The sequence below is a fragment of the Desulfobulbus propionicus DSM 2032 genome (assembly GCF_000186885.1).
GTDB classification, from domain to species: Bacteria; Desulfobacterota; Desulfobulbia; order Desulfobulbales; family Desulfobulbaceae; genus Desulfobulbus; species Desulfobulbus propionicus.
Window position 1 is genome coordinate 354812 of sequence record NC_014972.1, and the last position, 14706, is coordinate 369517.

Consider the following 14706-nt stretch of genomic DNA (forward strand, 5'->3'; position numbering starts at 1 on the left):
CCATGCCCCAGATTATCAAAAAGCTGCTCTGTGAGACCATGGTCCTGTGCGGGCTGGCACGGGCCGGTCGATTGCGGAATCGGAGCAAATTGCTGGTCGTCATGTATCACGGCGTCAGCCGCTTGCCACACTTAGACCCGATCTGGACCCAACTTCCAGTGGAACGCTTTGAACGGCAACTCGATTTTCTCCAGCGTTGGTATTGCCCCGTCACCCTCGCCCAGGTTCTCCGGGCCCTTCGGGGCAAGCAAACACTGCCGCCAAGAGCGGTATTGCTCACCTTTGACGACGGCCTTCGCAACAATTACACCGTGGCGTGGCCGATATTGAGAGCCAGGAAAATACCGGCCACAGTTTTTTTGACCGTGGACTACATCGGCGGTCATCGGCTGCTCTGGCCGGATGAACTCTATCTCCTAGTCAAGAATGCCCATGAAAACGCCCAGGCTCTTCCGGAACCATTCGCCAGCCTATGCCTGCAAACCGAGACAGTCTGGCCACGTTATGCGATCTTGGTCGAGGCACTGAAAAGGATGGACGATGACCAGCGCCAACAGGCCATGGATGCCCTGCGCCGGGCAACACCACTGCCCGACCATGCCCATTGCGAAGACTTCACCCTGCTCAACTGGCAAGAGGTAGATACCATGCACCGGGATGGCCTGATGGATTTCGGTGTGCATACGGCCTCCCATATCATTCTCAGCCGCATCGCGCCGGGAGATCTGAAAAAGGAAATCGTCTGGCCCAAAAAGAGATTGGAGGAAAAGCTGGGCCATGAGGTGGAGGCCTTCTGTTATCCCAACGGCAGGAGCGGCATCGATTTTCACGAGGAGCATAAGACCGGGCTTCACCAGGCCGGATACGCCTGTGCCTTCACCACCGACCACGGCCTGCATGCCATGGGCACCGACCCCTTTGCCATCAAACGGATTGCCGCCGGCAACGACATGACCTCCGACCCGGCCTTTTTTCAATTGGCCTGTTCCGGCATAATCTGAGGAGTAGCACGGATGTCTGCTCAAAAAATCTACAGAACCTTTCCATCCATCAACCCTGCTACGGTTTTTCGAAAAATCAGGGAAGAAAATCCAATTCTAGACGCAAAGCGTTTTTACCTCTATGCAAGTGGTCGTGCCGCGCTTTATCACGGCGCATTGTGCCTCAAAAAAATAGGCATTCATACCATATACGCCCCTGAATACCATTGCGGCGTTGAGATTGAAGCCTTGGTACGAGCTGGTTTGATTGTGCGTTTTTACCCAATTAAACAAGATCTCTCAAGCGATCTTGTTTGGTTAGAATCGAACATGGTAGAAACGAATTGCGCTTTATTAGTAATTCATTATTTCGGATTTGCACAACCGCTTGATCAGATTGTTCAATTATGCAAGCGTAAAAAGATACTTTTAATCGAAGATTGCGCACACGCCCTGTATTCTTCATTTGAAAATAATTTTTTAGGTTCATTTGGCGATATGGCCATTTTTAGCCTCCATAAAACTATTCCAATGCCGAATGGTGGTGGATTGCTTATTAATAATAAAGAAATACCTACACCTAACCCTGTAAAAATTAAATATGATTTTGTTTTATTGAAAATTACTCTAAGATCAATTCTCAATTATTACATTAATGCAGGGAAAATCATGGCTCTGTTTTCTCAAAGCATTATAAATCTCTACAATAAATTAATATATAACCGCGATGTAGTTATCCATCATATTGAAGAAAATCAGAATAGTTCTCCATGGTATTACGAAGTTAAGCAATATAATTACAAAGATGGAATAGCAATTATTTCAAAAATATTGCTACGTCCTCAATCGTATAAAAAAATAATTGAAAAAAGAAAATTTAATTACAACAAGCTGTTGAGATCATTAAATTTTGGACCATTATTTCTTCCTGTTTTTGGAGAATTACCTGAAGGATGTAATCCTCTTTGCCTTCCTTTAAAAGTAAATAACAGTGATTATTGGTTAAAAAAACTGCAAAATTCAAATTTGGAAATTTTTGTATTTGGCAGATTTTGTCATCCTCTTTATAATCGCAATGAAATCAAATCTAATGAATTAGGAAGAAAAATTATTTGCCTACCTATTCATCAACAATTAAATCAAAGTGATATGAATCAATTAATAACATTAATCAATGAAAATTTACGTGTTAAGGATAACTGACGGTAATGCGGGTAATTTTATTAAAAATTTTATTTCCAATTCTATCATTATTTAGTTTTGTTAATCCATTTTATGGAGTCATTAACTATACTTTTATTTCAGTAATTAGGCCAGAGCAACTAACATACGGTTCACCAATCATTGGGAACGTATTTGCTTTGGCAATAGGTTGCTTATTCATTGCTTGTATTACCAAAAAAGAAAAATTAATTTTTGCAATTTCAAATAAATTTTTTGTAAGTTTTTTATTATTTGTAATTTTTCTATATGTATCAACATACTTTAGTCCTTTTACGGATTTCACTGAAACACGTGGTAGCATATATTATCTTCAGCAATTTCCACAGATTTTTGTTTTTTGCCTTTGCTTATATGCTGTGCTTACTAGATTAACGAAAAAAGAAGTTCAATTTTATTTATATATATTGACTTTTTTATTTTTATTTATGGGATTATGGGGGATTGAACAATATTTTCGTGGAAATACACTGGTAGAAAATCTTTTTGGCACAGCCATTGTCGATCGATGTGGAATAACAGCTGTTTTTATACTATACTTTCCAATCTCTTTATATTTATTTATTTCTAATAAAGGATTCAAAAAAATATTTGGCCTTATCAGTTCCATTACTTTCATGGTTATGATAATTTTAACTCAATCGAGAGCTGGTTTTCTTGGTTTTTTGATGACTCTTTTTGTTTTGTGGCTGCACTCAAAACAAAAAATAAAATTATTATTGATATCATTTGTTTTTGTAATTCCTGTCTTATTTATTTTGCCTAACGAGTATATCTCTAGAATAAAAACTATTAAATATGATTCGGTTAAAAATGAAGAAATTTTAGATTTGTCTGCAGCTTCAAGGATTGTTTTATGGAAAATTGCTTTAAAAATATTTCAAGATAACCCGGTCGCAGGGATTGGAAATTTGAATTTTTCCAAGGCTGGAATAATCTATCATTCTGATTTTATAGGTAAAATAAATGAAGATTTATATGAATATATATTCGATCATAAAACAATTAAATTGTCTCATAGTCATAATACTTTTATTAATATTCTAGCAGAAGGTGGACTTATTGCAACTATTCCGTTTTTTATTGTTCTATTTTTACCAATAGTAAACGGACATTTTTTGATAAAAAAATATATCAACAAAGAAAATGATTATGCAAAACTCTTGTTATATATAAACAGTGGCTTGATTGGATTTTATGTAGCAGCTATTTTTGCGAATCTATTATTACTCGATTTTCTTTATTGGAATCTTACACTTTCATATTTTATTGGAAATAAGATATACAATGATAGTGAATTATAATATTCAAAACAAAATTAATTGTTTTCGTGGTCTTGCTATAATAGGAGTGTTAATTATACATTCCTCGGCGCCAATTATTAATCCAAAATTTCAAAGTCCTTCTATATGGATTGATATTACAATAATATTTAATCAAATCTCACGTTACAGTGTGCCATTATTTTTTTTTATATCAGGATTTTTATATGGAAATATTTATTCTGAAAAAAATATTAATTATATTTATTTCATAAAACGACGTTTTGTTAAAATAATAATACCTTTTATAATTTGGTCAATCATATATTTAATATTACGGTTGACAACAGGTGATATTGAAAGTGATGAAATTAATTTTATTAATTTAATCAAAATTGTCATCACGGGTTCAGCTTATGGTCATTTATATTTTATACCTTCGATATTTCAATTTTATCTTTTATTGCCATTAATCTTGTGGATTTCAAAAAAAATATTCAATTCCTATATTGAATATTTTTATTTATTTGTCTTAATTATTTTATTTAGCATTGTTTACGAAGTGAGGATAGTCAATTTATTAAGCAATAAAAATGATTTAATTTTTCTAAAAAGTTATTGGTTTTATTGGTGGTACCCATTTGCAGCAATAGGTATATTGGTTGGATTAGGTTCAAATATTATTTTTAAAATTAATAAAAAATTATTATTTATAGGAGCTTGCATTTTTTTATATATAATTTGCTACGAATATATAAAAGCTTTCCATGAATGGCCCAAATTTTCAGATACTATTGGTAATATATTAGATATTAATCAAATCGCCACTTTTTTGCGACCAGGAGCTTACTGGTATGCTCTAAGTGTTTGTTTTTTACTTTTTCGGTGTATCTATAGTAATAGTATTTTAGAGTTTACATTGATTAGTTCTTTTGGTAAATATTCTTTTGGAATTTACTTTTTACATCCTATGATCAATAAAATTATTATTAAATTTATAAAATTATTAGAAGTTGACCTAACTCATAATTTATGGAGTAGTATAATACTGTTTTTTATAGGTTCCAGTCTAACTTATGTAATAGTTGCACAATGTTCAAAAATAAAAGATTCTGAATATTTTTTTGGAACTGTTCGATAATAAACATAGACCATGATAATTAAAAGGATAATATTTAACGTTTTATCAAACTACGCTCACCTTTTTATTTCAGTTGTTTTGGCCTTGGTAATGTCACCATTTATTGTACATACCTTGGGGGATTTTTTTTACGGGGTATGGTCAATAATAGCAGCAATAACCGGATACTTTTCACTTCTCGATCTTGGAATAAATAGGGCAATAGTTCGATATATTTCAAAATATGAAGCAGAAAATAATATCAACGCTTTAAATAAATTTTTCAACACAAGTTTATTATTGTTTGTTTTTTTAGGTTTGCTAATCGTATTGGCAACATTTATTACTACATTTTATCTCGATACAATTCTGGATTTAAAAGAATATTCGACTATATCAAAAATCGTATTTTTAATAGTTGGCATTGATTTTGCTTTTTCATTTCCATTTGGAGCTATTTATGCAGTTATTATAGCTAAACAACGGCACACAATTGCTAATAAAATTAATATAATTAGTAGCATATCGAGAAATTGTGCGATTTACGCATCACTTTCGTTTATGCCTGATATTGTTATTCTTGCCGTGTGTAATGTGTTTTTCAATTTAATAAGAAATTTTTGTATTTTTTATGAAGCAAAAAAAATATCTCCGGAAATTTCTTATAAATTGACATTTTTTGATAAAAAAATAATTAGAAATATTTTTAATTACAGCCTGTATAGTTTCGCTGTATCAGTCTCTTCAAGAATCATAAGTTTCACCGACGAAATAGTTGTTGGACTCTTCTTGACGGTAAGCGATGTTACTTACTACGCTATTGCTGTTAATCTAGTCACTTATTTTGAAAAATTGATATGGGCTGGTGCTAGTGTTTTAGTTCCTTATATCAGTCAATTAGACTCATCCAATGACCATGAAGGGATAGAAAGGGCTTTTTACCAATCCTTTAAATATACTCTTCTTTTTACCCTTTTTATATTCTTTGGCATTATATTTTTAGGGCGTCCCTTTATCGATATATGGATGGGGGAGACGTATGGAGAAAAAGCCTTTCCTGTTTTAATAATCCTAGCAACTGCTAAAGTTGTATCGCACGGGCAATCGATTACTATTGCGCGTTTTTTAGGGACAAGTAATCATAAATTCCTTGGTATTATTAATTCGTTGGAAGCTTTATCAAATTTGGTGCTTAGTTTATTTCTAGTTGTGCATTATCAATTAATAGGGGTTGCTATAGGAACTTGATCCCCTGTCTAATTTTTAATGGTGTCATCCTGCCAGTCTACACTGTGTATTCATTTAAGATTCAACCTTCAGTTTTCTTGAAAAAGGCTCTCTTCGGGCCGTTGGCCACCTTTTCGATATCCTGTTTGATAATTTACAAATTAGATCTTACTTCACTGAGATACAGCGACCTGCTTTTAAATGGTTTCCTGATGTCTTTTATATTTGGTATATTTAGCTTAATGGTTTGTCTAGATTTAAGATTATACAGGAGAGTTGCTTCTAAAAATGAATAAGTTTAAAATCGCTATCATACGCCCCATTGGCTATCCTATTGATTTAAAATCATATAATTCTCAAGAAATAGGTCTCGCTAGGGCGTTAACGCTTCAGGGGGTAAATGTAGATGTTTTTTTGGCAGGTAGGACTTCAAAACCAGAGAGACAAAAAATAGTTACTACGGGGGAGGGAGAGCTACACGTCTATCAATTGCCCTATTATAAAATCCCTGAAATAGATCATGCTATTTATCCTCATTTGAAAGGAATTTTAATTAAAAACCAATACAATCTTTTCCATGTCAATGAAGAAAACGAAATCACGTCTTTCCTTGTTGCTAAATTGGGAAAGAAAATTGGTGTTCCAGTCGTTATTTATCAAGGTATGTATCAACAACTTACGGGTCGAATTAGGGCAGCGTTTCAAACATTATATGATCATACTGTGTTACCTTGGTTAAGCAAGAATATTTATTTGGCTCTTGCAAAAACTACCAGTGCAGAAAAACATTTAAAAATGAAAGGTTTTGAAAATACTTTAGTAATGCCTGTGGGGCTGGACACATCTGCATTTGATAACCCTACCGAGATAGATTGGCGCGCCAAGCTTAAAATTTCCCGCCAGGCGAAGATAATTCTTTACATAGGAGTGTTTGAAAAAAGACGTAACATCCAGTTTCTGTTGGATTTGGCAAAATTATTTATAAATAAAAGCGATTTATTTTTTGTTTTTGTTGGCAAGGGAGATGAATTTGAAACAGCTAAAATTCGCACGGAAAAAGAACAGCTTGTGAATGTCAGGTTACCAGGCCATATACCTCAAAGCGAGTTGCCTTCCTTATACAAAGAAGGTACACTTTTTTTGTTACCGAGTAATTATGAAATATACGGAATGGTTGTTTTGGAATCGATGTTTTTTGGCGTTCCTGTGATATCTACATCAACAGCTGGTCCAAAAGATATCATTGAGAATGGTATTGATGGTTACTTATTAGATAATTTAAGTCAAGAACTATGGATAAATTTAATGAACCAAGTGTTAGAAAATGACAACTTGCATTTATTTTTAAAAAATAATGCAATAAATAAAATAATTTCAAAATTAACATGGGATAAATTATCAAAAATATACTTATCAAAGGTATGTAGAAATTAGTTATTCATAATAATTAATAAATTATATATAATTGATTTATGGAAAAAATTAACAAATATTTATATCTTTTTGGGATGTATGTTTACAATCCATTGATTAATCAAAAATTTAAATTTTTATTAAATAGCCAATATTGGAATGAAGAAAGGATTTTAGATTGGCAAATTAATTCCTGTAAAAAGCTTTTGATCCATGCTTATGAAAATTCTCCATTTTATAAAAAATTTTTTAAAGATGTGTCTTTTCAACCGCAAAATTTTAGAAGTCTTGAAGATTTGAAATTTATTCCTACCACAAGTAAGTCGTTAATTCTTGAAAATTCTACTTATATTCAAAATTTTGTACCAAAAGAGAAACACTTTTATTCAGAGACATCTGGTAGTAGTGGAACCCCTTTGATCTTTTACCGTAATGCCACATGGGATGCTTGGCATAGAGCATCGGTTTTAAGAGGGTATCATTGGTACGGAATAAATCCTTGGGAGAGAAACGGCTATTTGTGGGGTTACAACTTTTCTTTCAAGAAACGATTAAAAGTACGTCTACTTGATGCACTTCAAAACAGATTTCGCTTGTTCTCGTATAATGATCAGGAAATTTTTGTTTTTATAAAAAAACTTGAATCAGCAAAATTTCTTGGTGGATATTCTTCCATGATTTATGAGATAGCTAAACAGTTAAACGGAATGTCAAATTCTCGACGATTTTCTTTGAAAATGATTAAAGGTACTTCAGAAAAAATATTTGATTATTATCAACAAGAAGTTGAGCGAGCTTTTGGTCAAAGAATCATAAGTGAATATGGTTCAGCAGAGGCTGGAATTATTGCATTTGAATGCCCATCAGGAACGCAACATCTTAATATGGAAACAGCAATAGTTGAAGTTGTTGATAATGAAATAGTAGTAACAAACTTAGTTTCATATTCATTTCCTATAATCAGATATAAATTAGGTGATTTTGTTCAATTAAGTTCAAGTACAAAATGTTCATGTGGTGTAATGCATGGTGCAATAAATGAAGTATTTGGAAGAGTTGGGCGAGTAATCTATGGAAAAACTCAAAGGTATCCAAGTTTAACCCTTTATTATGTTTTCAAGAATTTAGCGATGGAAAGAAATTTGGTTTTTAATTATCAAGCTCGACAAAACGTTAAAGGGGCAATGGAAATTCTAATAGAACAGCATGTCGATCGAGAACAACATCGAATTCTTATAAGTGAATTCGAAAAATATTTTTCTTCTGATATTGAATTAAAGATTATTGATGACGTGAGTTTGAAATCAACTGAGGGAAAAAGATTAGATTTTATTAGTTCAATAATTGATGGATAGCCAAAATGGACCTTTCAGTCATCATACCCGCTAAAAATGAAAGTTTATTTTTAAAAATTTCAGTTCCAGCACTATGGGTATCAATTAATAAATCTAACATTATAGCAGAAATTATTTTAGTTGACAATGGGTCAGAAGATGACACAGAATCGGTAGCCCGTTCTTTGGGGTGCAAAATTCTATCAAGTCCTCAAGGATCTATCGCAAAATTGCGAAATTTAGGAGCTAGCCAGGCTCAGGGAACCTATCTTGCTTTTGTTGACGCAGACTGTGCTGTACATGAAGATTGGGTCTCCACTTGCATAGAAAATCTTAATCATCTCAAAGTTGGTGCTACAGGAACTCGTGTCGTTCCTGCTTCAGAAAAAGCTACTTGGGTCAGCTGGGCTTGGTTCAATTTAGCAGCTGGGTCTAAGAGAAAAGAGAATGTATCTTGGCTTGGTTCTTCAAACTTAATGTTAAAAAAATGTCTTTTTGATGAATTAGGTGGATTTAATGAAGGTTTAAAAACTGCAGAAGATTTTGATCTTACTACACGTTTAAAAAAAACACATAGAATTAAATTAGAAAAAAATATTGACACGATTCACTATAGAGAGCCTGAAACAATCAAGGAACTTTTTATTAAGGAATCATGGAGGGGAAGTTCAAGCCTCGCCTGCTATATCAGCAATGGTTGCCAATTTGGTGAGTTAGGCAGTGTCGCTATACCTATGTTTGTGAATATATGCATAGGAATGCTTGTCATTTTTTTGTTAACAAATTTATCATTAACACCTATTGCCATTTTCCCGATAATTATTTTACCTTTTATTCTTATGATAAAAAAAGGCGTTCCATTTAATTCATTCATGATCGTTGTTCAAACATATATAGTTGCCTTCATCTTTATTTTGGCAAGATCGGTTTCTTTGGCTCGTGAAATTTACTATATTTTATTTAGAAGGAGTGATGTTAATATCTGGAAAATCTGTCGATGAAATAATAACATTATCGATCGCATAGTACTGTTCCTTCATTTCTGAAGGATCAGCGTATAAGTTGTAGGCGTTACCGCCAATTGCAACTATATTCCACCCAAGATTACCAGGGCTGCTGCTTCCCATCCACTGGATGTCATTCCGGCTGTATTCTAATGTCCCATCTACCCAAAACTTGACAACTCCATCTTTTGCCCCAGGAGAAGTATTCATTTTTACATACCACTTCATTCGGTGCCAAGCACCATCTCCTAATTTCTGCTCAAATGTAGATTTCTCCGTAAAGGTAAAACTTTTGTCATATGAATCTGCGCACCAATAATTGGTTTCTTGAGGGTCACAGCGATGGCTATGAAAATGTCGAAAACCATATTGGTTATAAGATGTATCGTAAATATAAGCTGGTGCATTGCTTCCAGTAGTAAAAAATTGAAAAGGACTACCAAGCCTATCCCAATGATAAAATCTAACCATTTTTACGGCAGCCCCACTACTTGTATTCCAGTTCCATTGAAAACCTGGTTGGAATATAATGTGTAAAAAAACATAGAGTTCCTGAAAGTCTTTTCCCAAATCTTTTGCCAATATGCCATCAGCACCCCAGCCATCCCCACTTCTTCCGTTATTTGACTCATTCCAGACGGTGAGAGCCTTTCCGGAAGTACCTTTATGATTTTCTTCTGAAATCTGGATGGTTGGGTGGTATTTTGGTCCATCGGAGTTTGGATGCCATAATTCATCATTACGGTAATAATCCCACCCTGCTGGTAATTTGTTTTTACACGACGAGTCGCTACATCCTTCCTCTTCAGTCTGCGGAAACCAATCTTCCTTTTTATCAAAGTTTTCAAGAAATATAACTTCAGCCTTTGACACTGTTATGTTACAAAATGTGAATATTGTGAATGTTAGTATCATTATTGTTTTTATTTTCACGGGTTACTCCTGTCTCTAAATGCTTTTGAATTGTAATCATGCTATAGGTTATTTTGATTGGTAGAGTAGCATCCTAAAGTTAATTGTTGAGCCTCTTGCAAAAAAAAAGTCGCCTATCATCATATTTCTGAAAAAATAAGAGGGAAAACCTCCAAAGAAACGTGAGGTGAATTTTCACTCTCTCGGTATGACTTGAAAAAGTGTTCAGTTCTTTATTGAACATTCAGCTATGGCATATATTCGATTATTTTGCAATAAGCTTAATTTTTTGTAGTCTCCTTATTGGGAGACAATTTTAACCCAGCATAATTTCGCGGTGTCGGAAGTTTGAAAAGTCAAGGACAGCCTGTTGTCAGTAACAGTAGTTATAATTTCACGTGTTATCCAAGGGTTTAAGGAACTGAGGCGTTCGGCAGTTATCAAAGCTGCACCCTCAACTTGCACCCCTTGGGTTCTATCTGGTGCAGAAGGGTCACCGACTGTCACCGTGACAAGGTACTTTCCATTTGGTACGATATGTTCCCAGACAGCTGTTGGGGCTACATGAATAAGAGTATCAAAAGATTGGTCAGGAGACAATAAGCTGTTACGATCCCTCGTCCCTTCCGCAGCAGGTGGAGAAACCCAGCCATACCCCACCGCATCGTCAAAATTACTCCCACTGTCCATCGTAAACCCTGTCGGGACAGGTGCAGAAGCAGGCTGGAAATTAATGGCAATCTGGACAGGTGAGGCAAGACTGACATTTTCCTGAGTCATAGTTACGCCACCGCTATTATCAACAATTGTTAAAGTTACAGGGGAAATTCCTCCCCCTTCAAAACTGTGTGTTACTGTTATTCCGGAATCCTTGACGCCATCTCCAAAGTCCCAAATGTAACTCACGATACTCCCATCCGAATCACTCGCCCCACTCGCATCAAAAGTATAAATATCGCCATTTTTAGTATAGGTAAATAACGCCACTGGCGGTTTGTTAATTTTCTGAGCATCGGTGATGGCGACCCCTTTGAGGCTACCAGAAAAGCCGGTATTAGCCATGGATGGCGGTGCCATGGTGGTTAAAAACAGGACTAGGGTTGCTGCATGGAGAACCTTAGTAGATGCTGCTGTTGTTTTCATTGTATGTCTCCTGGTGCTTCTTTGGTCTTCAAGTTGGTTGCTGAATTTATTGGCCAATGATGAGAACCGGACTTAACTCTATGGCTTTGTGGTTTTCTTAATCAATTAAGAAGTTAGCGAACATTTGGTGCTTGTAAAAATTTTGTGGCACTACTTTTACTCAAGGCGCAATGATTCGGTAATCAATAAAATTATTAATAACCTCTGTATCCGTTCCGTCAGGGAGCATTGGTGAATCCAATACTCACCTGCAAGGCAGGATGATGATTACTCCTTGCCGCCCACAACGATTCCGGGGTGGACGGCCTTCAGATCGTTGAATGACGGGATTAATTGTATCCTATGCGAAGTTTTTCCTACCGTAGTAACTTTCATGGCGTATAGTTCAGGCTGTTTGAGGCATTGCCCACTCCACCGGTGGTATCAACCGCCTGGATGGTGAAGGCGGTCGGGCCGGTTGGCATGGTCATTTCACAGCTCAGTTGCCGGTCGGCAGGTTTGTTGCAGGTGCAGACCACCGTGCCATTGGCGAGAATCTGGAAGCCGCTGATGGTGCTTTCCTGGGTTGCATCAAACTCCCAGGTAAAGGTTGCCAGCACCTTTTCCTCTTTCTGGCTGAGAGCAATGTAGCCGATGGCCTCCGCTGGGTGGGCGACTTCCGTATCTTTGGATTGCTCTTCTTCGACTTTTACCTCGAAACCGGTTGCTGACAGTTTTTGCATTCGCAAAGCCGAAGTGTCGGTGTTGACGGTTGTCTGCATGTCGGCCAGAAGCAGCGGGGCTGCTGAGTAAGGACTTGGGAAGGCGACCGCATACCACGCCTGTGTGACAACATTGGCTGTGGCGGCAACCCTGTATTGCAGTGAGCCGAGACTTCCCTCGCCGGGTTCCCAGGCGAGGTAGTTGATGGTTTCATTGATATGCTTGTTGGTATTTTTTTCCTGCTCGCGGAAATAGTAGGCAAAGCCACTGGTCGTGACGTCCTTGATGCGGCCACTGATGGTGTCGGTCTCGTTGTTGGAAGCGATCGTGGTCATCATCACCGGCTTTTTGCTGAAAGCCTGGTTGAAGGGAATCGTTGCAAAACTGGTTTTGCCCGTGAAGCTGCCTGCTTCGACCATGGAGCCGTCGGGCAAGGTATGGTGCCCTTTTTCTATCACGAGATAGCTGGCCGTCTCCTGCGGATGCGCTCCGTCGAGATAGTTCCACTCGGTGAATTTGATATCAAAGCCGGTGGCATCGACATTGCGCAGGCGAATCACACCCGGGGCGGGATCATTAAAACTTGCTGGCCCGGCAATGACAACCGGATTCTGGAAAGTAGAACTCAGCGAAACACGAACCCACTCGCCTGTCACTGCGACCTCGCCTGTTTCGATGTTCAGGTTCGCGGCGGTTTCTTGCGGTTTGACGGTGATCGTTGTCGAGGTTGTCGCGGTGGCCCCCAAATCGTCGGTGACCTGGAGGGTGGCGATGAAACTTGCCTCCGTGGTGTAGGTATGGGAGACGGTCTTGCCACTTGCGGAACTACCGTCGCCAAAATGCCACGTGTAGGAGGCGATGGAGCCGTCGCTGTCGGTGGACGCCGAACCATCGAAGGAAACGGTCAGCGGGGTCGAGCCGCTGGTTGGCGTGGCGCTAAGAGCCGCTTTTGGGGCAATGTTGGCGGCTGCGGCAGTGACAACCACTGGGGTGGAGGCTGAGCTGGTGAGACCGTTACTATCGGTCACGGTCAGCTCGGTGGTATAGGTGCCGGCGGCGGTAAATGAATGGGTTGCGGTGGCACCGGTTGCTGTGCTGCCGTCACCAAAGCTCCAGGCGTAGCTGGTGATAGTGGCTAAGCCGGTTGCCGTGGAACCTGTGCCATCGAAGTTGACCGAAAGCGGTGCCGGCCCTGCTGCCGAGGAAGAGGAGAGCACGGCGGTTGGCGGAATGGCCGCGACTGCCGGTTCGGTGACGGTGACGGAGACAATGGCCGTGCTGCTGGCGCCCGTGGTGTTCGTTACCGTCAGCTTGGCCGTATAGGTTCCGGCCGAGGCGTATTCATGGCTGGCCGTGCTGGTCGCGGCAATCGAGCCATCGCCAAAATCCCACTGATACTGGCTAATCGTGCCGGTTGAAGAACCTGCGTTGAAATTCACAGTGACCGGCGCTGTGCCGGTGACCGGCGTGGCCTGGATAACGGCCTGAAGCGTTGCCGTGTCGTCGGTGGAGGTTGTGGCGGGAGTATAGGCAAGTAAATTGGACAGGCTGCTTTCCGTGCCATCGGCGTTGACCGCTTTCACTCCATAAACCAGGTTGCCGCTGGGGACATCAACGGTGCAGGTCAGATTGCGGGCCGCAGGGTCGGTGGTCTCGCAAATGGGCAGATTGTTTTGATAGATGCGGAATCCGCTAATGCTGGACGCATCGCCACTATACTCCCAGGAAAAGCCGAGCAGTTTGAAGGTAAAGGTTTCTGGGTAAGCGGTCGGATTAAAGACCAGCAGGTTGGAGAGCCCGCTTTCCGAGCCGTCGGTATGTACCTGGCTCATACTGAAGATCATTTCGCCGGGGAGCAGGTTGGCCGTGCAGGCAATGGAGGTGTCCGTCGGGCTGGTTGTTTCGCACAGGCGCGTGCTGTTGAGATAGAAGCGATAACCGGCAACATTGGAGAGGTCGGTCGGCTGCTCCCAGGAAAAGGTGAACAGCTTGTTGCCGATTGAGCTGGAGACCGGTGTTTTCGTGGTCGCGCTGTCGTCCGTTGTGCCGGTATCACCAGAGGTATCGGTTCCAGTAGAACCGTCAGAGGTAAAGGCAAAGGGGGCGGAATGGGGGCTTTCGCTGCCGTCGCTGAAAGTGGCTGTCAGGGTAAAATTGGTGGTTGCCGCCGTAAGTGTGACCTCACAGTCCATGGCAGTTGCATTGGGGTTCTGGGTCTGGCAGACGGGCGCTCCCTCCTGATAGAGTTTGAACCCGGTCACCGCTGGTTCGCTTGGGGGGGTGTATCCCCACTCCACGTGGATGGACTGGGCCGCGGCTGATACGGCAATGGACAATCCGCAGAAAAGGAGGGCTAGGAGGCGGATAATTTTTCGTTGCATTGTGTTC

General features: G+C 39.1%; 11 protein-coding genes. 8 read left to right on the forward strand and 3 right to left on the reverse strand.

The window, feature by feature from the left end; genetic code table 11:
- The first annotated feature begins 2 nt into the window (after positions 1–2).
- The 8 genes from DESPR_RS01700 to DESPR_RS17665 all read left to right on the forward strand — a co-directional run bounded on the left by DESPR_RS01700 (position 3) and on the right by DESPR_RS17665 (position 9558).
- A complete protein-coding gene (locus tag DESPR_RS01700; RefSeq protein WP_169701501.1) occupies positions 3–1001 on the forward strand; it encodes a polysaccharide deacetylase family protein in 999 nt (332 codons plus the stop codon).
- 12 nt (positions 1002–1013) lie between these two features.
- Complete coding sequence (locus DESPR_RS17645) at positions 1014–2183, forward strand: aminotransferase class V-fold PLP-dependent enzyme (RefSeq protein WP_015723079.1); 1170 nt, start codon at positions 1014–1016, stop codon at positions 2181–2183.
- Between the two features lie 5 nt (positions 2184–2188).
- The gene (locus DESPR_RS17650; RefSeq protein ID WP_015723080.1) at positions 2189–3505 is read left to right on the forward strand and encodes an O-antigen ligase family protein; all 1317 of its coding nucleotides are present in this window, start codon (positions 2189–2191) and stop codon (positions 3503–3505) included.
- Positions 3489–4604 carry an acyltransferase gene (locus DESPR_RS17655; RefSeq protein WP_015723081.1) on the forward strand — a complete coding sequence of 372 codons (1116 nt, stop codon included), beginning with the start codon at positions 3489–3491 and terminating at the stop codon, positions 4602–4604. The genes DESPR_RS17650 and DESPR_RS17655 overlap by 17 nt, the downstream gene beginning before the upstream one ends.
- A 12-nt stretch (positions 4605–4616) precedes the next feature.
- Positions 4617–5831, forward strand: a complete 1215-nt coding sequence (locus DESPR_RS17660) for an oligosaccharide flippase family protein (protein WP_015723082.1) — start codon at positions 4617–4619, stop codon at positions 5829–5831.
- Positions 5832–6098: 267 nt separating this feature from the next.
- Positions 6099–7244 carry a glycosyltransferase family 4 protein gene (locus tag DESPR_RS01705; RefSeq protein ID WP_015723083.1) on the forward strand — a complete coding sequence of 382 codons (1146 nt, stop codon included), beginning with the start codon at positions 6099–6101 and terminating at the stop codon, positions 7242–7244.
- Positions 7245–7282: 38 nt separating this feature from the next.
- Complete coding sequence (locus tag DESPR_RS18225) at positions 7283–8578, forward strand: phenylacetate--CoA ligase family protein (protein WP_015723084.1); 1296 nt, start codon at positions 7283–7285, stop codon at positions 8576–8578.
- 5 nt (positions 8579–8583) lie between these two features.
- Positions 8584–9558 (forward strand): glycosyltransferase family 2 protein, encoded by a 975-nt coding sequence (locus tag DESPR_RS17665; protein ID WP_015723085.1) that lies wholly within the window; start codon positions 8584–8586, stop codon positions 9556–9558.
- Here DESPR_RS17665 and DESPR_RS18230 read toward each other — a convergent pair.
- The 3 genes from DESPR_RS18230 to DESPR_RS01715 form a co-directional block, all read right to left on the reverse strand.
- The gene (locus DESPR_RS18230; RefSeq protein WP_015723086.1) at positions 9514–10494 is read right to left on the reverse strand and encodes a hypothetical protein; all 981 of its coding nucleotides are present in this window, start codon (positions 10492–10494) and stop codon (positions 9514–9516) included. The genes DESPR_RS17665 and DESPR_RS18230 overlap by 45 nt on opposite strands.
- A 279-nt stretch (positions 10495–10773) precedes the next feature.
- The gene (locus DESPR_RS17670; protein WP_015723087.1) at positions 10774–11616 is read right to left on the reverse strand and encodes a PKD domain-containing protein; all 843 of its coding nucleotides are present in this window, start codon (positions 11614–11616) and stop codon (positions 10774–10776) included.
- 371 nt (positions 11617–11987) lie between these two features.
- Positions 11988–14699 carry a PKD domain-containing protein gene (locus DESPR_RS01715; RefSeq protein ID WP_015723088.1) on the reverse strand — a complete coding sequence of 904 codons (2712 nt, stop codon included), beginning with the start codon at positions 14697–14699 and terminating at the stop codon, positions 11988–11990.
- Positions 14700–14706 lie beyond the last annotated feature (7 nt).

Bases quoted from the DNA above. Each gene is read 5' to 3' on its own strand.
- DESPR_RS18225 (WP_015723084.1), top strand. From the start codon at position 7,283: ATGGAAAAAATTAACAAATATTTATATCTTTTTGGGATGTATGTTTAC.
- DESPR_RS17650 (WP_015723080.1), top strand. From the start codon at position 2,189: ATGCGGGTAATTTTATTAAAAATTTTATTTCCAATTCTATCATTATTT.
- DESPR_RS01715 (WP_015723088.1), bottom strand. From the start codon at position 14,699: ATGCAACGAAAAATTATCCGCCTCCTAGCCCTCCTTTTCTGCGGATTG.
- DESPR_RS17660 (WP_015723082.1), top strand. From the start codon at position 4,617: ATGATAATTAAAAGGATAATATTTAACGTTTTATCAAACTACGCTCAC.
- DESPR_RS17655 (WP_015723081.1), top strand. From the start codon at position 3,489: ATGATAGTGAATTATAATATTCAAAACAAAATTAATTGTTTTCGTGGT.
- DESPR_RS17645 (WP_015723079.1), top strand. From the start codon at position 1,014: ATGTCTGCTCAAAAAATCTACAGAACCTTTCCATCCATCAACCCTGCT.
- DESPR_RS01705 (WP_015723083.1), top strand. From the start codon at position 6,099: ATGAATAAGTTTAAAATCGCTATCATACGCCCCATTGGCTATCCTATT.
- DESPR_RS17670 (WP_015723087.1), bottom strand. From the start codon at position 11,616: ATGAAAACAACAGCAGCATCTACTAAGGTTCTCCATGCAGCAACCCTA.
- DESPR_RS01700 (WP_169701501.1), top strand. From the start codon at position 3: ATGCCCCAGATTATCAAAAAGCTGCTCTGTGAGACCATGGTCCTGTGC.
- DESPR_RS17665 (WP_015723085.1), top strand. From the start codon at position 8,584: ATGGACCTTTCAGTCATCATACCCGCTAAAAATGAAAGTTTATTTTTA.